Below are 20,020 nucleotides of genomic sequence, written 5' to 3'. Positions count from 1 at the left end.
TTATCCTCCTAGTGATGAGCGTGTTGTTTTTTAGATGGCTTTGAATGCGCAGCTTGCGCTTCAAGCGAAACCACTTGAGCATTAGTAAACAAGCGGTTACCGTCACTAAAATATAGCGTGAGTTTACGTTCTTGCCCTACTTTTAGTGGCTCTTGTGGATCAAATACCATTAAATGGTAACCACCAGGCTCAAAGCTTAGGCTTTCATGACCCTTAATAGTAACGGCTTTAACCTGCTGCATTTTCATCATGCCATTGACATGTTTGTGCTCATGTATTTCTACACGGCCTAAACCTTCGATGGTTGCTTTAGTTAATTTAGCAACACCACCACCGTGGTTAGAAATTGTTAAATAGCCAACACTCGACTTACTACCAGGCAAAAACGCCCTTACTTGTGCATGGCTTACTTCAAGCTTAGCTTCGTCTGTATCGTGGCTGTGCCCAGCATGTGCAGCAACCGATGACGAAAACACATTAATCATTAACGCCGAGGCCATAAAAAAGCACTGCTTCATCATCGCTTTATTCCTTGTGAAAGCATAAAATTTCACTTTAAATTTAACATAGTTAACTAATAATAGTCAGTTAAATTAAGGCTTAAGAGGTTACTTTTTTGTTATCGAGCACCAACCAGCACAGTACAGCTACAAATAATAATGGCCAGGCTATCATCACTGAACCAAATAACAGTGCCAAAATGGTGCCAACCAGCGCGACAATCCCTGCGCCTATTAACCCCATGGTCACTAAAGCCATTACGGCTACCACTGCAATAATAGCGACTAATACGCCAGCCAACTCCAGTCCTACCCAGCTCATATCTGCAATCCACAGTGGGAACTGCCATGAATCAAAATGTATTAGCGACACAGTATCAGTAAAAAGTAACACATATACGACAACACATATTGCTAAGGTTTTCATATCCCTCTCCTAATACGCACGCTCTTTAAGGCAGCAGTGAGCAATCAAATAACCAAGCGCCACTGCAAACGGAAAACTTATAAATAATAAAATTGTTACTAAGCGTGTTGACCACACTGGAAAATCAAGGCGACGCGCTAATCCACTGCATACGCCCGATATTTTTTTATTCAGTGAATCTTTGTACCAACCACGCTGTGTTTTAAAGTTATTCATACTCTACTCCTTAAGCGCTTCGCGCAGTTGTATTGGTATTACTTTGCTTAACACTGGCTTTTAAACGAGCCAGCTCTGCATCTATTTTTTCATTTTTAACTAAAGACTCAATTTGCTCAGCGGTTGATTGCGCTGTATTTGTAAGTTCATAAGCATCAACCTGTGCTTCTATGCCTTCCACTTTTTGCTCTATCATTTCAAAGCGAGACAAAGCATTTGCGACCTTGTCACTGTGTAATTGCATGTTCACTTTTTCACGTGCAGCAACAATATCGTGGCGTTTTATTAATTGAGCTTGTTTGCTTTTAGCTTGCGCCATTTTTTGCTGTAAACGCTCACAATCTGCCGTAATTTTCTCTATCGACTCTTTTAGAGTATTTAGCTGAGTGTTTTTTGCTGCAATTTGCTCATCTACTCGCTGTTTTTCTACTAACGCAGACTTGGCTAAATCGTCACGGTTTTTAGCAACTGCCAGCTCAGCTTTTGTTTGCCACAAAGTTAAGTCTTTTTGTTTTTGTGCAATTTGGCGTTTAAGCGTTTTTTCTTCGCACAGCAAGGCTGCGGCCGTGCTTCTACATTCGTTAAGCGCTTCTTGCATTTCACTTAGCATAAGGTTGAGGAGTTTTTCTGGGTCTTCTGCTTTATCCAGCATGGCAGCAATATTGGATTGGATAACATCATTTACGCGATTAAATATACTCATTGTTTTGTCCTGTTGTTTTTAATTGATAACAACAACAGGATTCCAAGAGTTATGCCAAGTAACAAAAAGTTATTTATAAGCATTTAAATTCAATTAGTTAGACAGCTAATAAGTTATTTTAAACTGACTAAAAACTGAATGTTAATAAGCGAAAATCACTAATTTATTTATCTTTTGACTAAATTTTAGTTATAAAAAAACCACTTTAAAAAGTGGTTTTTTTATAACTGCTCAGCGCTTTAGTATTACTCAGGCACAAAACTTAATGCTTTATCCATTACCGACAAATCAGCCTGTTTACCGTGACCGTTTTCTGAAAGGTGACGTCTAAATCCGCGCGCCCCTGGCTGCCCCTGAAAAATCCCCAGCATATGGCGTGCTATATGCCAAAAGTTAGCACCTAAACGCATTTCCTCTTCTATGTAATCATACATAGCGCGCACCACATCGTGACGAGTCTGAGTATTAGCCACCTCACCGTAAATCTTTTCATCCACCTCATTAAGTATAAATGGATTACTATATGCTTCGCGACCAATCATAACGCCGTCTATATGCGCTAAATGCGCTAGGCTTTCTTCAATTGTTTTAACGCCGCCATTAATGCTTAAATCGAGCTGTGGGTAGTCTTTTTTTAGTTGGTAAACGCGTGGGTAATCAAGAGGCGGTACTTCACGATTTTCTTTAGGGCTTAAACCATTTAACCACGCTTTACGGGCATGAATAATAAAGTCATCACAGCCAACTTTATGGCTGGCTTCAATTAATGCGCATAAAAATTCATACGAGTCTTGCTCATCAATACCGATGCGTGTTTTTACCGTAACAGGTATACTAACTTCACTTTTCATTGCCGCAACACACTGTGCAACCAGCTCAGGCTCGGCCATTAGGCATGCACCAAAGCGCCCGTTTTGTACTCTATCTGAAGGGCAGCCTACATTTAAGTTAATCTCATCGTAACCGCGCTCACCGGCAAGCTTTGCACACTTTGCTAGCGCCTCGGGATCAGAACCCCCCAGCTGCAAAGCAACCGGCCCCTCGTGCTGATTAAAGTGTAGGTAATCGCCGCGACCAAATAAAATCGCACCCGTGGTGATCATCTCAGTGTATAAAACAGCGTGCTTAGTCATCTTACGATGAAAAGTGCGACAATGACGATCAGTCCAATCAAGCATGGGTGCAACAGAAAAACGTCTGTTTAACGTTGGATTATCTAATATGCGTTTTTGCAATGTAAAAGCCTCGGGGATTATAAGTAAATGCGCCCATAAAAAGGCGCTGTATTTTACACAAAAGCCTAATTAGCATCAATGTTAGCTGTATATTTGTAAACCAAAATAATGCGCGATACCGTTGAGTATATTTGTAACTGCCACAGAGCTTAAAATTAACCCCATGATTCTACTTATAATACTTGCGCCACTGTCGCCTATTAATTTATGCACATGATTTGCGAGTAACAACAGCACAAGCACAACAACTAACACAACCAACATCATCGACGATGTAGTAACTTGCTCAACCCACGTGTATTCTTCGTTGCGGGTCATCAGTACTGCGCCAAGCATGGCGCCTGGGCTTGCTATAGAGGGAATGGCTAGCGGAAAAATAGCGGTTTCTGTGCTGTCGCGCACACTTTTAATCTCAGACTCGGGCTTACTTTCACCAAAAATCATTGAAAGCGCAAAAATAAGCAGGACTATGCCCCCCGCTATTTGAAACGCCGACAGCGGTATTTCAATTGCATTTAATAGCTGCTCACCGGCAATAACAAAAAAGAGTAAAACCACAGCGGATACACCCACGGCTTTAAAAACAACTTTTCGTTTAAACTTTTCATCTTCCCCACGTGTCACAGCAATAAATACAGGCACTGTACCTATAGGGTCTATCACCGCAAAAAAGAAAATAAATATAGCTACCAGTTCATGCATTAATGGGGTTCCTAGATAAAAAGTGTTTAATAAAAACGCTGCAAGTACAACACAGTATGTTAGTATATCACGGTAGCGTAAGGATAAGAGAATGATGAATATAGAATCACTCGTAAGTAAAGCAAAACAAGTTTGTGACAACCGTGGTGCGCGTTTTACGCCTATCCGCGAAAAAGTATTTCGCCTATTAGCTAGCGCCCAAGGCGGCGTTGGGGCGTACGATTTACTTGAACAATTAAAAGTAACAGAAACAGGCGCAAAACCTGCAACAATTTACCGTGCGCTAGACTTTTTATCAGAGCTGGGCTTTATTCACAAAATAGAAAGCACCAATGCATTTATGCTTTGCCATCACTTTGATCATATTCATCCTGTGCAGCTATTAATTTGTGACAGTTGTGGCTTTGTAAAAGAGCTGCACTCTACGGTTATTTCTCACGAGCTAAACAACTTAGCAGCAGAAAGCGGCTTTGTTGTATCAGGGCAAACTATTGAAGCACACGGTAAGTGTGAGTCTTGTAGAAGCTAAACCCAAAGTTTGTTTTAAAGCTATACTCATATTTAGATAGCCACTTTAGCACCAATTTTAAGAGTACCTAACATGAATGTTGAGTTCATTAATCCATTTTTATCTTCTTTGATCAATGTGTTATCTACAATGGCACAAACCGAGTTAAAACCAGGTAAACCGCGTATAAAAACAGACGAAGTCGCCTGTGGCGATGTATCTGGTTTAATTGGCATGGTGGGCGCGCAAACTCGTGGCTCATTTTCAATTACCTTTGATGAAAACTTAGCTCTGACCATCATGGAACGCATGCTTGGTGAGCGCCCTGACAACATAGACGATGAAGTAACTGATATGGTTGGGGAAATTACTAATATGGTTACCGGTGGAGCTAAAAACTTACTCGGCGAAAAAGGCTATGACTTTGATATGGCTACGCCAATTGTAGTTGCAGGTAAAGGCCACACCATCACACATAAAAGTAAGGGCAAAAAAATAATTATGCCATTTAGCTGTGATGCAGGCGATGCAAATATAGAAGTTAGCTTTGATAAGTTATGAGCTGGCAACAAACTCAAATAACCTTAAAACCGCGTGCTCGAGGATTTCATTTAATTGATGATGAAATACTCGCGCAGCTGAGCGAGCTGGCTAATTATAAAGTTGGCCTATTACATTTGTTTATTCAGCACACATCGGCAAGTTTAACCATAAACGAAAACGCCGATCCAACAGTGCGCATGGATATGGAAAGCCACTTTAACCATTTTGTTCCCGAGCGCCAGCCTTACTATCGTCACGATTACGAAGGTGATGATGATATGCCAGCTCATATAAAAACCAGTACGTTAGGGTGTGAATTAAGTATTCCTATAAGCAATGGGCGCTTAGCGCTAGGTACATGGCAAGGTATTTACTTAGGCGAGCATCGCGACGCTGGCGGTGCAAGACGTATTATAGCGACCTTGCAAGGCGAAACCTTTTAACCTTGTATTGACCTCCCCTCCCTTTCTTTTACCCTCGTCACTTCGCATTATTTAAAACCCTTTATATCGCGCGGCGGCATGCGGCCACTCGTGCGTTTAATATTTATAAATAATTTTCGTAGGTATTAATCAGATCAAAATATTGTTTTAAAGAAGTGTTTATTTTAGTGAGATATTTAGAGAGATTGGAGCGGCACACGAGGCTCGAACTCGTGACCTCGACCTTGGCAAGGTCGCGCTCTACCAACTGAGCTAGTGCCGCTTTATAGATTGTCAGTAATTTGTCCGTTGGTGCGCGACAGCTCGCGTCCTACATTCTGGCAACTGAGCTAGTGCCGCTTTATAGATTGTCAGTAATTTGTCCGTTGGTGCGCGACAGGTCGCGTCCTACATTCTGGCAACTGAACTAGTGCCACATTACATTTTATTCGATACTTCAATTTCTTTTGGTTAGAAATTGGAGCGGCACACGAGGCTCGAACTCGTGACCTCGACCTTGGCAAGGTCGCGCTCTACCAACTGAGCTAGTGCCGCTTCATAGTAAGTCAGTAATTTGTCCGTTGGTGCGCGACGGGTCGCGTCCTACGTTCTGGCAACTGAGCTAGTGCCGCTTTATAAACTATATATTTTTACAATTTCTTTTGGTGAGAAATTGGAGCGGCACACGAGGCTCGAACTCGTGACCTCGACCTTGGCAAGGTCGCGCTCTACCAACTGAGCTAGTGCCGCTTTAAAGTTAGTCAGTAATTTGTCCGTTGGTGCGCGACAGGTCGCGTCCTACATTCTGGCAACTGAACTAGTGCCGCTTTAAAGATTGTCAGTAATTTGTCCGTTGGTGCGCGACAGGTCGCGTCCTACATTCTGGCAACTGAGCTAGTGCCGAACTTACTGATAGTATTTAAACCACTCAAACACACCAACCCCGCGAGGGTTATCGTCTTGAGCGGGGCAGGATTCTACAATAATCTAATGTGTTTGCAAGTGTTTTTTACAAATTAAAGAATTTTTCTCTATACACCTTTAATTCCATAATAGAATCTTTAATGTCATCGAGAGCTAAATGAGAGCCTTTTTTATTTACCTGTTCTAGTACCTCAGGCTTCCAACGTCGGGCAAGCTCTTTAATTGTGCTTACATCTAAATTTCGATAATGAAAAAAGTCTTCAAGCTCGCGCATATACTTATTCATAAAGCGTCTGTCTTGACCTATTGAGTTACCACACATCGGTGATTTACCCGCAGGAACCCACTGCTTTAAAAAATTAAGCGTTTGTTCAACCGCATAAGCCTCATCGTATGTACTGGCTTTACAACGGGCAGTCAAACCTGATTTCCCATGCTGTGTAGTACACCATTCGTCCATGCCATCTAACAACTCATCACTTTGGTGAATAGCTATAGTAGGCCCTTCCGCGAGTATATTTAAATCGGCATCAGTTACTACTGTTGCAATTTCGAGTATTTTATCTGTGGCCGGCTCAAGTCCAGTCATTTCCAGATCAAGCCAAATTAAATTAGATTCATTAATAGTCATAGTAACCTTAAACAGTGCTTTTCTTTAGATCCAACGCATTTCGATATATCATATTAGCATCAACCGTCGAGCTAAAGCTTTTTTATACGCAAAGCCGACATTTAAACCAAGGTTATAGGCCAAAAGTGGCAAAACAGAAAAAATTAAGTAAAGGCCAATCTCGCAGGATCAAGGCTAATCATCAAAAGCGCTTAAATAATGCCGATACAAAATTGGCAAAAGGTGGCGCACAAGAGTGGCAAACAGATAATCTGGGCGCAACCGAAAACGCTGTCGTGATCAGCCGTTTTGGCCAACACGCCGATGTAGAAACACAAGAAGGTGACGTATTACGCTGTAATATTCGCCGTACCGTTACTAACTTAGTGTGTGGTGATGAAGTACTATTTCGCCGCGCAAAAGTAAGTGAAGGCGACTTAGCGGGCGTTATTGAAGCAACACAAGAACGCCGCTCACAGCTTACGCGTCCCGACTTTTACGATGGCGTAAAAGTAATCGCTGCAAATATTGACCAAATTTTAATGGTCTCAGCGGTACTACCAGAGTTTACGCCCAGTATTATCGACCGTTACTTAATTGCCTGTGAAGACATGGGTATAGAACCTATTTTAGTACTTAATAAAATCGATTTAATCGACGACGAAGGCCTAAATGAAATTCAAAAAGTACTCGATATTTATCGAGGCCTTGGTTATCAGGTACTGCTTGTAAGTAGTGTAACCGGCGAAGGCATAGATGATTTAAAAAACGTACTGGTTGATAAAAATAATATTTTTGTTGGTCAAAGTGGCGTAGGTAAATCAACCTTAGTTAACACTGTGCTTCCTGATGCCGAAATATTAACTAAAGAAGTATCAGAAAACAGTGGCTTAGGGCAACATACCACCACTGTATCGCGCTTACATCACCTACCAAGTGGTGGTAACCTAATTGACTCACCGGGAATACGTGAGTTTGGTTTATGGCACTTAGATGTTGAACGGGTAACCTGGTGCTTTAAAGAATTTAGAGAGTTTATAGGTGGATGTCGTTTTAGAGACTGTAAGCATTTAAACGACCCAGGCTGTATAATTCAACAAGCGGTAGCCGATGGCGATATTTCGCAATTGCGATTCGACAGCTACCACCGTATTTTAGAAACAATGGCCGATGGCCGTGCTGGTGCACGCGCACCTCGCGTTTAATTTAGGAAACAATCTGTGAGTTTAGACAAATTTAAAATTGCAATGCAGTATGCAATGCCAAAGCACTTTATTTCACGCGTAGTAGGTAAATTAGCAGCAGCAAAAGCCGGTGCTTTAACTACAACGCTTATTAAACTATTTATTAAACAATATAAAGTAGACATGAACGAGGCTTTGTATGAAGACCCTGCGCACTACAAAACGTTTAATGAATTTTTTACTCGCCCATTAAAAGATGGTGTGCGTCCAATGGCGCAAGGCGAGAACGTAATTACTCACCCTGTTGATGGTGCAATTAGCCAACTGGGCGACATTGTTGATGGGCAGCTGATACAAGCAAAAGGTCATGACTACAGTCTACAAGCACTATTAGGTGGCTCTGAAGATGATACAACACCATTTTTAGGCGGAAAATTTGCTACTATTTATTTAGCGCCAAAAGACTACCACCGTATTCATATGCCTATAGACGGCACACTAAGTAAAATGATTTACGTACCGGGCGACTTATTTTCGGTAAACCCGCTTACAGCGCGAAATGTCCCTAATTTATTTGCTCGTAACGAACGTGTAGTGGCTATTTTTGAAACCGAAATTGGCCCACTTGCTATGGTACTAGTAGGCGCAACCATTGTTGCCAGCATAGAGACCATTTGGGCTGGCACCGTAACACCACCCGCCGGTAGCGATGTGTTTAGCTGGAACTACCCTACTAAAGGCGAAAACGCCATTACCCTTAAAAAAGGTGAAGAAATGGGCCGCTTTAAACTAGGCTCAACAGTGGTACTAGCATGGGGTGCAGATAAAGCAGACATTTTAGACGACCAACTGCCTGAAACAGTAACACGTTTAAACACCGCATTTGCAACAATTAAAGAAAGTGAAGAGCTGTAAGCTGTAAGCTGTAAGCTGTAAGCTGTAAGCTGTAAGCTGTAAGCTGTAAGCTGTAAGAAAAAATAAATATTAAGCACCGCGTTTACCATAAACGCGGTGCTTTTTTTTATTGGTAGGCGTGAAGCTTGCTCACGCAAAAAAGAAAAAGCGTAAATAGATTTTATATCAACGCGCCAGCAAGCAAGGCGCCTATAGATTAATTAAACTACGATGCTAATTTTAGCTGTAGACGAAGAGCTTGCTTACGTTAGAAGCGCAGCTTCTCATGGCTTAACCCCGAGTTTAGCCACGCGAATTACCTCATACTTTATTCACCGCACTCTTTGCAGTTTATATCTTTAATCATTTTAAATTGCTGTTGCTTTAAGCTCAGCGCATCAAAGCTGATAAACACACTACCTGCAACATGCCCTAGCAGCATATTAAGCGTAAGCTGTGCCTGCATAGAGCCTATAATTCCTAACAGTGGGCTTATTACACCCGCATTACTACAATTTACAGCAGGAGCGGCGTCACTTTTTGCAAAAACACAGCCATAACATGGGCTATTGTTTTGCCTAAAGTCAAAGCCCATAAGTTGCCCACTACTTGCAATCGCGGCACCTGCAATTAAAGGCAACTTATGAGTAAAGCAATAACGGTTAACACTGTAACGTGTGGCAAAATTATCAGAGCAATCAAGTACTATGTTGGCATTTTTTAAAAGCTCACCTGCGTTGTTATCATCAAGCTTTTTACAATGAGTCACTATTTCTATTTGATTATTAAGGCTTGTTAATACTTTGCCAGCAGCCGCGACCTTGTTTTGCCCTAAGTGATTAACTTTATAAAGCACTTGGCGCTGCAAGTTAGAAAGCTCAACCGCATCATCATCTATTAAAATAAGTGTACCAATACCCGCCGCAGCTAAATACAAAAGTGCAGGGCTACCTAACCCGCCCGCTCCCACTACTGCAACGGTGGCTGCTTTAAGTGCTAACTGCCCTTCTAACCCCACTTCTTTTAATAACAAGTGGCGACTATAACGCAGGGTTTCTTTATCGCTAAGCTTATTCATTAGGCTGGTTTATAGCACTTTGTAGCGCACTAATTGCAGCAATATAATCATCCGCTTCACTAATCGCTCGTACAACCGCAACACTGCCTACTCCTGTACTTGCAACCTCGCTTGCGCGGGTTAAATCTATGCCGCCAATGGCAACAGTTGGGTAGCTTTGCATTAATGGCACACACTTTTTAAGTTTATCGAGACCTTGTATTTGGCCACTCATATCTTTGGTCGTGGTTGGGTAAATAGCACCAAATGCCATATAACTTGGTCGGTAGTTGTGCGCACGTAACATTTCGTAAAAACCATGGGTAGAAAGCCCAAGCCTTAGCCCCGCAGCTTTAATCGCTGCTAAATTAGCGGTTTCTAAATCTTCTTGGCCTAAGTGTACGCCGTAGGCACCGTGCTTTATTGCCAACTGCCAGTAGTCGTTTATAAATACGTGAGCGTGGTACTTTTTACCCAGCTCTACGGCCTGCTTAATTAACTCTTCAAGCTCAAGGTCGGTTTTATTTTTAACGCGAAGCTGCGCAGTAGTAATACCTTGCTGCAAACATTTATCTAGCCAATCTAGGCTATCGACCACAGCATACAAGCCCAGCTTTTTGCTCTCACAAGGTGCAAAATCAGCCGCCATATTAAATTCAAGCGGCACATCAAAATCAAGCTCATCACCAAGCCAGCTGCCAGGCTCTATTACTTGCGGGTAGTCATCTAACTGTGTAGGAAAAGCAGTATGTGCAACAGGGCCTATTCCTTCTCCGTATCTAACCGACTGCTTTAAGCCCTGATTTATATAAGCTTTAGCTAAAATAAAAGCATCTTTTAAGGGGTAGTCTTTTGCTAAACACGCGGCAATAACCGAGGCCATGCTACAACCTGTACCATGACTATGAGGGCTTTGAATTTTTTTATTCCCAAGCCAATACTCTTCGCCGTTTTGTGTGCAGTAATCTATACAATAACCTGTTGGGTAATCCCAGTGCCCGCCTTTAATAACAACCGCTTTTGCGCCCCAGCTTAATAGCTTTTTAGCAGCGTCTTTCACGGCGCTTGGGCCAATTAAATACACCCCTGTTAATAATTGAGTTTCGTGCGTATTAGGTGTTATTACATCCACCAGCGGCATTAAGCATTCTTTAATGGCACTTACGGTATCTTCCTCTGTTAATACATCACCACTTGAAGCAATTGCAACGGGGTCGTAAACAATTACAGGCGGTACAGGCCATTTAGCTTTATAATGCGCTATATGCTCGCTTATCAATTGAATTTGCTGCACATTAGCCAGCATGCCAATTTTAATTACTTTGGCTTTCATGTCGCTTTCGAGTGCGAGTAATTGCGATTCAATAATATCGATAGATACCGCGTTAATGGCCTCTACACCTAAGCTATTTTGCGCCGTAAGCGCGGTAATTGCAGTACAGCCATGCACGCCAAAGCTTTGCATTGCTTTTATATCGGCTTGAATGCCTGCGCCACCACCTGAGTCTGAGCCTGCAATTGTCCACACTAAATTATTCATACTCTTTATTTCCTTACTGCTGATGCCAAAACGGCATACCCATTGTAGGGGTTGAGGGGGCTGCTAAGTCTTTTTCAGGCATTGCTTTGGCATTATACGCAAAGCGCCCTGCCTCTACCGCGGCTTTAAATGCACGGCTCATCGTAATTGGGCAACCAGCCCCTGCTATCGCTGAATTTAATAATACCGCATCATACCCTAATTCAAGCGCTTGGCAGGCATGCGAAGGCAAACCAAGCCCTGCATCTACAATTAATGTTGTGTTTGGTAAGCGCTCACGAATTGTTTTTAAATTATAACTATTTAAAAGCCCCTTACCGGTGCCAATAGGCGCGCCCCAAGGCATAAGCACCTCACACCCTAGCGCGTTTAAACGCTGGCAAAGAACTAAATCATCTGTGCAGTAGGGTAATACTTTAAAGCCATCATCAATTAATATTTTTGTGGCTTCTAACAATGCGAATGGGTCGGGTTGTAAGTTGTAGTCATCACCTATTAGTTCAAGCTTAATCCAATCGGTTGCAAATACTTCACGGCACATTTTAGCAAGTGTTACGGCTTCTTTTACACTGTGACACCCTGCGGTATTAGGCAGTATTTTAAGGCCGGTGTTTTTTATAAGCTGCCAAAAGTCATCCCCTGCGGCAGCGCTTTGCTGGCGCCTTAATGACACCGTTACTATTTGCGCGCCAGAGGCTTTTATAGACTCTTCCATCACTGCTGGAGAGGGGTAAAGCGCCGAGCCTATTAATAAACGGCTATTTAGTTGCTCGCCATAAATAATTAAGCAATCGTTACCTTGCATAATGCTACCCACCTTGAATAGGCGATAGCAATTCAATGCTATCCCCTTCGTTAATTGCGGTGCTGGCGTGCAAACTTTGTGGAATAAATTCGCCATTTAGTGCCACCGCGAATGGAGGCTTTGCACCAAAATTTTGTAATACATCAACAAGCATTGCACTTTTAATAGTTAGCAGCTCACCATTAATTGTTATAGTCATTTATTACTCACCCTATTTGAGATAACGCATCAGCCACTAAGGCGGGTCCTAACATATAGCCATGACGATATAAGCCATTAATGCTAATTACGTTACCTGTTTTTAAAACCGCAGGGCGGTTATCGCTAAATGCGGGGCGTAACCCGCTTTGAATATTTAACAGCCGCGCTTCGGCAAACCCGCTGTGCACAGTGTAGGCCGCCGAAAGTAGCTCAAGCGTAGAGCGCACCGTTGCAGGGCCGCTATCATCAGACTCTATTTCAGTTGCACCAATTACATACTCATTATTAGGTTTTGGCGCTATATAAATTGGGTAGCGCGGGTGCATTAAACGCACTGGCCGCGTTAAATTCACCTCAGGTGCATGTAACCTAGCCACTTCACCGCGTACGCCTCTAAGGGGTTTATCGCCTTTAGCCCCTAAGCCACGACAATCAATAATGTAATCAAACGCGCGGTTATTCACCTCGCCGTTTTGAATGCTAACGCGTTGATTAAAAACAAACTTAACCTTACGTTTATTAAGCATGGTAAAGCTTGCTTTATAAAAGGCCTGGTTATCTATTTGCCCTTCGCAGGGTAAAAACACACCTTGGTTAAAACGATTAGCTAATTCGGGTTCTAACTGTGTTATTTGCTGAGCATTTAACGCCTGCGCGCTGTGCCCTGCTATAGGCTTAATACGCTGGCTAAAGCTTTGTAAGTCACCTTTATCTTGCTGGTGCGCCACGACCAGCGTGCCTTTTTGCTGATAAAAAACCTCGCCTTCAAGCTCGCTTACTATCTCTGGCCAGCGCTTGAGTGAATTTAGCCCCATGATGGCTAAATCTGTTTCACACAATACCGACTCAGCAAGCGGAGCAAGCATTGCCGCAGCCACTTTACCGGCACTATTTTGTGTGTGTTCGTCACTGGCTTCAAACACGGTTACATGATGCGACTTACTAAGCTCAAGGGCAGCTAAGCGCCCAGCTAAACCAAACCCCACAACAGCAATGTTGTAAAACATAAAACCTCCTTTTAATAACAGGCTAGCAGCCATAAGCCGCTAACCTGTTATTGGCTTATATTGCTTTGTGGTAAATTTCTGAGCCCGTTTGTTTAAACTCTTCCGATTTCGCTTTCATTTGCGCTTCTACATCAACCATTTTGATCTCAATTGCATCACCAACATTGTTAGGATCGATCCCGCGTGATTCGAGATCTTTGGCGTAATCGCGTACTTCTTGGGTAATTTTCATTGAGCAAAATTTAGGGCCACACATAGAGCAAAAGTGCGCTACTTTGCCAGACTCTTGCGGTAGGGTTTCGTCGTGATATTCACGGGCACGTTCTGGGTCTAAACCAATGTTAAATTGGTCGTGCCATCTAAATTCAAAGCGCGCTTTAGATAACGCATTATCGCGCTCTTGAGCGCCGGGGTGGCCTTTGGCTAAGTCGGCCGCATGCGCTGCAATTTTGTAGGTAATTAGGCCCTCTTTTACATCTTCTTTATTGGGCAAACCTAAATGCTCTTTTGGTGTTACATAACACAGCATGGCACAGCCGTACCACGCTATTTGTGCAGCGCCTATACCCGATGTTATATGGTCGTACCCTGGTGCTATATCGGTCGTTAATGGGCCTAATGTGTAAAAAGGCGCTTCGCCACAATGCTCTAATTGTTCATCCATATTGGCTTTAATCATATGCATTGGCACATGGCCTGGGCCTTCAATAAATACTTGTACATCGTGTTTCCACGCAATTTTTGTAAGCTCCCCTAACGTACGTAGCTCACTAAATTGTGCTTCGTCGTTGGCATCAGCAATCGAGCCTGGACGAAGGCCATCTCCGAGCGAAAAACACACATCGTATTGTTTTAAAATTTCGCAAATATCTTCAAAGTGCGTATATAAAAAGTTTTCTTTATGGTGCGCTAAACACCACTTAGCCATAATTGAGCCACCCCGCGATACAATACCGGTTACACGCTTTGCCGTCATTGGCACGTAACGCAGTAATACGCCGGCATGAATAGTAAAGTAATCAACGCCCTGCTCGGCTTGTTCAATTAACGTATCGCGAAATATCTTCCAGGTTAAATCCTCGGCCACTCCGTTTACTTTTTCAAGCGCTTGATAAATTGGTACAGTGCCAATGGGCACAGGCGAGTTACGTACTACCCATTCACGGGTTTCGTGAATGTAACGCCCGGTTGATAAATCCATTACGGTATCGGCACCCCAGCGGGTAGACCACACCATTTTTTCTACTTCTTCTTCGATTGATGAGCTTACCGATGAATTACCAATATTCGCGTTAACTTTAACTAAAAAGTTACGGCCAACTATCATGGGCTCGGTTTCGGGGTGGTTAATATTATTTGGTAAAATAGCGCGACCGCGGGCTATTTCGTCGCGTACAAATTCAGGGGTAATAAAATCGGGAATACTCGCCCCAAACGATTCGCCTTTATGCTGTACTGCTAGCAGCTCTTCTCTAATTTGTGCACGGCCCATGTTTTCGCGTATGGCTACGTATTCCATTTCAGGGGTAATAATGCCTTGGCGAGCATAATGCATTTGCGTCACGTTTTTGCCTGCTTTACCACGGCGAATTTTAGGTAAATGATCAAAGCGAATATGATCAAGGCCGTCATCGGCCATACGTTGTTGAGCAAATTGCGAAGTGACTGAGTCGAGCACTTCGGTGTCGTTGCGCTCTTTTATCCACTGCTCACGAAATTTAGGTAACCCTTTACGTACGTCTAGCTCAAAGTTAGGGTCGGTATACGGGCCTGATGTATCGTAAACACGCAGTGGATCGTTTGGCTCATACACAGGGTTTTGCTCATCGCCACCAATAAACGTATCGCTTAATGTAATTTCGCGCATACCCACGCGTACACCGCTTTGGCTGCCCTCAACATACACTTTTTGTGAGCTTGGAAATGGCTGACCCGTTAAATTATAAATGTAATCTGACGCAGCAGCGCGCGTTTCTCGTCGTGTAGACTTATTTGTAGTGTTTGACATGACTTACCTCATTGCTAAAGGGTTGTCTTGTCAGATATTCCATAAGGAATAGAGAAAGATCGTAAAGCAGTGGTTACGCTGCTTTGCGGCCTAAAATGGCTAGTTATTTTGTTGTGCGCATAAAAAAAGACGCACAAGCGTCCCATTTTAGGCAGCTTGTTCCCTACGCAGGTTTTAACCTGATCAGGTTCACGGATCCCGCTTTCGCGATCTCAGCCTTAATTATTTAAGGCACTCCGACAAGTAAAATTATGTTCGTTGATTTGCTATTTTTATCAAATCAGCGTTGAGTGTACGCCAGTTAAAAATTGCCTGCAAGGGGCAGTTTTAAATACTCATGCCACTACTTTGCAATAAATAAAAAAGTTTGATCGCCCTGCATAACTAACTCTGAGCCTTGCATGGTAAGCATTGCACCTTCTCTTAGCGCTTGTAAAAACTGCTGCTCTAGCTCATCAACGTCTGCTCCGCACGACTTACGCGTCATGCCAAGTTTATTAACGCTAATACTGCTGTCTTTAAGCTCGCCTTCACCAAAAAACTTATTACATCCTGCAAACCCGTTTACTTGCAACGCTTCAATAAAGCTCATTGATGCACTGTAAGAGGTCGGCACAGCTAAACCATCAACCTTTGATAGTTGCCATTGTGTGTACTTTAGCTGCTCAGTGGTCACCGTCCCTGTGGCTGTACAACCAATACATAAACCGATTAAAAGCATCGGTAGTGCTGCTAATTTCATGCTATTTCTAACTAAATATTTAATTATCGTAATAGTAACAATTTTTATGCGGTTTATCCGTTAAAAATGCATGTTTTAAATGTAAATTTTTGTTCTATGATAGTTTAGAGAGTGTTGAACTTTGCAGATTAAAACGTGTTCACATTATGGGCGCTTTAATCGCTTTGCTTGATTTGTAACTTAGTGGGCTCGATAACAGCACCTACGCTACCCGCTATTTACGATAAACAACCCCACTGCCTAGGCGCTGCTATAAAACAAACTTGGTTAAATTTAACCCCAAAGGTCACAACCCCTAAAAATTATACTGGCTAATCTTGGGTGTAATTTTTAAATAAATTATCTATTTCGGGAGGTAAAAAAGGGCGCCCTTTTTCATTAACCGAGGTGCCTATAACCTTGGCTTGTAGCATTACTTTGTTGTCGTGTTTACGCACTAAGGTTTGCTTAAACGCAAACTTTATACGGCTTATACGCTCAGGTTCAACTGCTATATAAAATTCATCATCTGGTACAAGCGAATGTTTATAATCAACCTCACTGCGTATCACCACTAAATTAACTTTTTGCTTTGCTAGTAGTGCAAAATCAACCCCATTTGCAAATAAAAACTCATGGCGAGCATGCTCTAAATAATTAAAGTACACACTGTTATTTACAATTCCTTGTAGGTCACATTCGTAATGGCGCACTTTAAAATCAACTTTAAAGGTCATATTAGTAATCCTGATTATTTAACGTATAATCGCTGCGTTATAACACAAGTATTAAAATAATTGCTACCATACGAGTCCCCAAAATGGAGTTAAGTAACCTAATGAACTTACGTTTGTCTTTAATTACTGCGGCGTTATTACCGCTAATTAGTACACCACTTATAGCAAACGCTGATGACAGCGACCTAGAACGAATTGTTGTTACAGGCGACTTTCAACGTGAAAGCATTCAAACATTAAGCGCTAGCGCTAGCCTATTTAGCAAAGATGAAATTAATCAACGTGGTGCAAGTTACTTAGACGAAATGCTAGGTAGTACAGCCAACGTAAACTTTACATCTGGTGCCTCTCGTGGTCGTTATATTCAAATTCGTGGAGTGGGACTTCGTTCACAATTTGTAGATCCAATTAACCCATCGGTTGGCTTAGTTATTGACGGAATTAACTACTCGGGTTTAGGTGGCAGCTCATTATTATTTGATATAGACCAGGTAGAAATTTACCGCGGCCCGCAAGGCACTCGCTTTGGTGCAGACGGCATGGCCGGTATGATCCAAATGGAATCAGCTCAGGCAACTGCCGATCCGAGCTTAAAATTACAAGTGGGTATGGGTACTTATAACTCGCGCGAAGCAGGCCTTGCAGCAAGTACAGGATTAACCGACGACACAAGTGCCCGCGTCAGCTACTTTCGTAGAAAATCAGACGGCTACGTAGATAACCTATATTTAAACGACGAAACTCAACAACAGGATGAGCAAGTAGCCCGCTTTAAATTAAACAGCCAACTTACTGAGCATTTAAACACAGAGTTAAACCTGCACTACATTGATATAAACAACGGCTACGATGCGTTCACGCTTGATAACAGCCGTAATAGTGTAGCCGACGAGCCAGGCCAAGATAATCAACAAAGCTACGCCATTGGTATTAATAATACCTACACAGGTTTTGATGCCTTTGATGTAAGCTTAAACCTTTCAGCCATTGATACAGAGCTACTTTACAGCTTTGATGAAGACTGGGTATGTAACGATGCAAGCGAGCCACAATTATGTGCAGCTGGCTTACATCCTTGGGGTTATAGCTCAACCGATGTGTACACGCGTGATCGCGATGATCAATCGGCTAATTTACAATTTAATTCTAAAACAGGTAATTGGGTTGCCGGTGTTTACTATCAAAACCGCGACGTAGATTTAGAGCGCGAATACACTTGGCTTGCAAGTCCATTTGCATCAACCTACGAAACCAGTAACGTAGCTGTTTACGGCCAAGTAGCCACACCTATCGGCCCTAAAACCACGCTCATTACCGGTTTACGTGTAGAGCAATACCAAGGTGATTACACCGACAGCAACGGCTTTATTGAAGAGACTGACGACGTAATGGTAGGCGGTAAAATAGCACTTGAATACCAAGTGATTGATCGCACTATGATCTACACCAGCATTACCCGTGGTTATAAAGCTGGCGGTATTAATTCAGAAGCATTAGCCAAAGCTAAAGATGAAGGCTTAAACCTAGATGCTGATTTTTTCCAGCAGCATACAAGCTTTGACCCAGAATACCTTTGGAGCGGCGAGTTTGGCGTTAAGGGTTCATCGCTTGATGATAAATTTACCCTGCGTTTAGCAGCATTTTATATGCACCGCGACAACATTCAGTTAAAAGCATGGCAAGTAGAAGGTCAGCAATTTACAGGCTACGTTGATAACGCAAGCTCTGGTAGCAACTACGGGCTAGAAGTTGAAGGTAGTTACCAACTTACCGAAGATTTATTCTTAACAGGTAGTGTGGGTTACTTAAACACAGAAATTGACGACTTTGTAACGCAATCAGGCTTAAATCAAGACGGTCGTGAGCAAGCGCAATCACCTAAATACCAATACGCATTTAGCGCACGTTACAACTTTACTAATGAGCTGTACGGTATGATTGGTGTTGAAGGTAAGGACGATTACTACTTCTCAGATAGCCATAATTCAAAAGCACCTAGCAGTAATTTAGTAAACCTAAGCCTAGGCTACGAAGCCGACATGTGGGCAGTGCGCGCATGGGCACGTAACGTATTTGACGAAGAAGTACCAACCCGCGGCTTTGAGTTTGGTAACGACCCACTTGATGGTTACGCTACACACACCTACGTGCAATTAGGTGAGCCAAGAGTAGCGGGTATAACGTTTACGTTAGAGCTGTAAGCTGTAAGCTTTAAGCTTTAAGCTGTTAGCAAAAATAAATATTAAGCACCGCGTTTACAATAAACGCGGTGCTTTTTTATTGGTAGATACCATCTCTCATTTTAAGCTTCAAGGTCGTACTTAACTTACTTGGAGCTTAAACGCTTCTTGGTTTTTTATTACACCAAAACATATATGGATGAGCTTTCTCATATTCGCACATACAGCTTGCATCGGTGTTTTACCGTTATTTATTAATGTTAACTTGTGTCGTTTTATTCTTTTATTCCATTGCCCAGCGACAATGGCTGCCATGTAGAGTTTACAGCGAATTCTGGCTGGCCCAAGTTTACTGATTGTTGTTCGCCCTTTTAATTTACCCGATTCATTGTGCCGTGGGATTAATCCACAATAAGCTGCTGCTTCTTTGGCTTTATTAAACTTTTTAGCCGCAAACAAATATGTCAGCTCTCTCGATAATACAGGCCCAATGCCAGGTATAGACTCTAGTAGTTTCCTGTTTCTTTTTAAACCAGGCTCATTATCTATGTGATCATCAATGTCAGATTTAAGCTGTTTAATTTCGTCATCTAAAAATGCGATAGTCACTTTTATCGATTGGCGAACACGTGCTGAAACGTTGCTGAATTCACTTGCTTCTAATCGGTTAGTTTCTCGTTGCCGGTTACTCTCAAGCGCATCTAAACGACGGATAAGGGCTTTAAGCTCTCTAACTTCTAACGCTTCAGGTTGCCAATAATCAACGACTGCGTGCTTTGCACAGCCGTAGTGGGCAAGCATCGTTGCATCAGATTTGTCTGTTTTATGAATTATGTTTAACGCGTCAGCATACTTTTTCGCTTTGCCTGTATTCGCTAAAATAATATTAAAGCCTT

22 protein-coding genes, 3 tRNA genes and 1 riboswitch are annotated in these 20,020 nt (G+C 42.4%); of the genes, 6 read left to right on the top strand and 19 right to left on the bottom strand.

Translation table 11 applies throughout. The annotated features are described in order from the left end of the window. Positions 1-8 precede the first annotated feature (8 nt). The 6 genes from PSH48_RS16735 to PSH48_RS16710 all read right to left on the bottom strand — a co-directional run bounded on the left by PSH48_RS16735 (position 9) and on the right by PSH48_RS16710 (position 3,783). On the bottom strand, positions 9-521 hold the full coding sequence (locus PSH48_RS16735; RefSeq protein ID WP_029773289.1) for a copper chaperone PCu(A)C: 513 nt from the start codon (positions 519-521) through the stop codon (positions 9-11). Between the two features lie 79 nt (positions 522-600). Further along, positions 601-927 carry a hypothetical protein gene (locus tag PSH48_RS16730; protein WP_024031509.1) on the bottom strand — a complete coding sequence of 109 codons (327 nt, stop codon included), beginning with the start codon at positions 925-927 and terminating at the stop codon, positions 601-603. A 9-nt stretch (positions 928-936) separates the two neighbouring features. After that, positions 937-1,143, bottom strand: coding sequence for a PspC domain-containing protein (locus PSH48_RS16725; protein ID WP_029773288.1), 207 nt, complete (start codon positions 1,141-1,143; stop codon positions 937-939). A 10-nt stretch (positions 1,144-1,153) separates the two neighbouring features. Next, the gene (locus PSH48_RS16720) at positions 1,154-1,846 is read right to left on the bottom strand and encodes a PspA/IM30 family protein (RefSeq protein ID WP_264390090.1); all 693 of its coding nucleotides are present in this window, start codon (positions 1,844-1,846) and stop codon (positions 1,154-1,156) included. Between the two features lie 245 nt (positions 1,847-2,091). Next, on the bottom strand, positions 2,092-3,081 hold the full coding sequence (gene dusA, locus PSH48_RS16715; RefSeq protein WP_273611906.1) for a tRNA dihydrouridine(20/20a) synthase DusA: 990 nt from the start codon (positions 3,079-3,081) through the stop codon (positions 2,092-2,094). Positions 3,082-3,162: 81 nt separating this feature from the next. Next, the gene (locus tag PSH48_RS16710) at positions 3,163-3,783 is read right to left on the bottom strand and encodes a MarC family protein (RefSeq protein ID WP_004589061.1); all 621 of its coding nucleotides are present in this window, start codon (positions 3,781-3,783) and stop codon (positions 3,163-3,165) included. A gap of 94 nt (positions 3,784-3,877) precedes the next feature. Here PSH48_RS16710 and PSH48_RS16705 point away from each other — a divergent pair, with 94 nt between their 5' ends. The 3 genes from PSH48_RS16705 to PSH48_RS16695 all read left to right on the top strand — a co-directional run bounded on the left by PSH48_RS16705 (position 3,878) and on the right by PSH48_RS16695 (position 5,277). Beyond that, complete coding sequence (locus PSH48_RS16705; protein WP_029773280.1) at positions 3,878-4,312, top strand: transcriptional repressor; 435 nt, start codon at positions 3,878-3,880, stop codon at positions 4,310-4,312. A gap of 72 nt (positions 4,313-4,384) precedes the next feature. Beyond that, positions 4,385-4,852 carry a chemotaxis protein CheX gene (locus PSH48_RS16700; protein ID WP_029773279.1) on the top strand — a complete coding sequence of 156 codons (468 nt, stop codon included), beginning with the start codon at positions 4,385-4,387 and terminating at the stop codon, positions 4,850-4,852. Beyond that, a complete protein-coding gene (locus PSH48_RS16695; RefSeq protein WP_054983902.1) occupies positions 4,849-5,277 on the top strand; it encodes a secondary thiamine-phosphate synthase enzyme YjbQ in 429 nt (142 codons plus the stop codon). Before PSH48_RS16700 ends, PSH48_RS16695 begins: the two co-directional genes overlap by 4 nt. 186 nt (positions 5,278-5,463) lie before the next feature. Here PSH48_RS16695 and PSH48_RS16690 read toward each other — a convergent pair. From PSH48_RS16690 to orn, 4 genes are all read right to left on the bottom strand, one after another. Beyond that, positions 5,464-5,539 (bottom strand) — tRNA-Gly (locus PSH48_RS16690). Between the two features lie 196 nt (positions 5,540-5,735). Further along, positions 5,736-5,811: transfer RNA gene (locus tag PSH48_RS16685), tRNA-Gly, on the bottom strand. A 119-nt stretch (positions 5,812-5,930) separates the two neighbouring features. Continuing rightward, positions 5,931-6,006: transfer RNA gene (locus tag PSH48_RS16680), tRNA-Gly, on the bottom strand. 259 nt (positions 6,007-6,265) lie between these two features. After that, positions 6,266-6,811 (bottom strand): oligoribonuclease, encoded by a 546-nt coding sequence (gene orn, locus PSH48_RS16675; protein ID WP_004589057.1) that lies wholly within the window; start codon positions 6,809-6,811, stop codon positions 6,266-6,268. A gap of 125 nt (positions 6,812-6,936) precedes the next feature. On the opposite strand from orn, the gene rsgA reads away from it, so the two are divergent. After that, positions 6,937-7,995, top strand: coding sequence for a small ribosomal subunit biogenesis GTPase RsgA (gene rsgA / locus PSH48_RS16670; RefSeq protein WP_004589056.1), 1,059 nt, complete (start codon positions 6,937-6,939; stop codon positions 7,993-7,995). A gap of 15 nt (positions 7,996-8,010) precedes the next feature. Next, entirely contained in the window at positions 8,011-8,889 is an 879-nt protein-coding gene (gene asd, locus PSH48_RS16665; RefSeq protein WP_273611905.1) for an archaetidylserine decarboxylase, read from the top strand. 307 nt (positions 8,890-9,196) lie between these two features. Here asd and PSH48_RS16660 read toward each other — a convergent pair whose 3' ends face one another. The 8 genes from PSH48_RS16660 to PSH48_RS16625 form a co-directional block, all read right to left on the bottom strand. Continuing rightward, a complete protein-coding gene (locus PSH48_RS16660; protein ID WP_273611904.1) occupies positions 9,197-9,946 on the bottom strand; it encodes a HesA/MoeB/ThiF family protein in 750 nt (249 codons plus the stop codon). Beyond that, the gene (gene thiE, locus PSH48_RS16655) at positions 9,939-11,465 is read right to left on the bottom strand and encodes a thiamine phosphate synthase (RefSeq protein WP_273611903.1); all 1,527 of its coding nucleotides are present in this window, start codon (positions 11,463-11,465) and stop codon (positions 9,939-9,941) included. The genes PSH48_RS16660 and thiE overlap by 8 nt, the downstream gene beginning before the upstream one ends. Positions 11,466-11,478: 13 nt before the next feature. Continuing rightward, the gene (locus PSH48_RS16650; RefSeq protein ID WP_273611902.1) at positions 11,479-12,270 is read right to left on the bottom strand and encodes a thiazole synthase; all 792 of its coding nucleotides are present in this window, start codon (positions 12,268-12,270) and stop codon (positions 11,479-11,481) included. 4 nt (positions 12,271-12,274) lie between these two features. Further along, a complete protein-coding gene (thiS, locus tag PSH48_RS16645; RefSeq protein ID WP_248463295.1) occupies positions 12,275-12,469 on the bottom strand; it encodes a sulfur carrier protein ThiS in 195 nt (64 codons plus the stop codon). Between the two features lie 7 nt (positions 12,470-12,476). Continuing rightward, positions 12,477-13,478 (bottom strand): FAD-dependent oxidoreductase, encoded by a 1,002-nt coding sequence (locus PSH48_RS16640; RefSeq protein WP_055252896.1) that lies wholly within the window; start codon positions 13,476-13,478, stop codon positions 12,477-12,479. Positions 13,479-13,533: 55 nt separating this feature from the next. Further along, positions 13,534-15,486 (bottom strand): phosphomethylpyrimidine synthase ThiC, encoded by a 1,953-nt coding sequence (thiC, locus tag PSH48_RS16635; protein ID WP_273611901.1) that lies wholly within the window; start codon positions 15,484-15,486, stop codon positions 13,534-13,536. Positions 15,487-15,629: 143 nt separating this feature from the next. Continuing rightward, a riboswitch (TPP riboswitch) is annotated at positions 15,630-15,735 on the bottom strand. Positions 15,736-15,829: 94 nt separating this feature from the next. After that, complete coding sequence (locus tag PSH48_RS16630; protein ID WP_273611900.1) at positions 15,830-16,228, bottom strand: META domain-containing protein; 399 nt, start codon at positions 16,226-16,228, stop codon at positions 15,830-15,832. Positions 16,229-16,539: 311 nt separating this feature from the next. Further along, complete coding sequence (locus PSH48_RS16625; protein ID WP_004589047.1) at positions 16,540-16,944, bottom strand: acyl-CoA thioesterase; 405 nt, start codon at positions 16,942-16,944, stop codon at positions 16,540-16,542. A gap of 83 nt (positions 16,945-17,027) precedes the next feature. Here PSH48_RS16625 and PSH48_RS16620 point away from each other — a divergent pair, with 83 nt between their 5' ends. After that, complete coding sequence (locus PSH48_RS16620) at positions 17,028-19,145, top strand: TonB-dependent receptor (protein WP_273611899.1); 2,118 nt, start codon at positions 17,028-17,030, stop codon at positions 19,143-19,145. A 120-nt stretch (positions 19,146-19,265) separates the two neighbouring features. On the opposite strand, the gene PSH48_RS16615 is transcribed toward PSH48_RS16620, so the two are convergent. Continuing rightward, positions 19,266-20,020, bottom strand: a 755-nt coding sequence (locus PSH48_RS16615; protein ID WP_273611898.1) for a transposase, incomplete at its 5' end; no start/stop codon positions are given.

The sequence above is a fragment of the Pseudoalteromonas sp. Angola-4 genome (assembly GCF_028599265.1).
GTDB lineage: Bacteria > Pseudomonadota > Gammaproteobacteria > Enterobacterales > Alteromonadaceae > Pseudoalteromonas > Pseudoalteromonas atlantica.
Note: the sequence above shows the minus strand (reverse complement) of the source record. Positions and strands in the feature narration are given on the sequence as shown.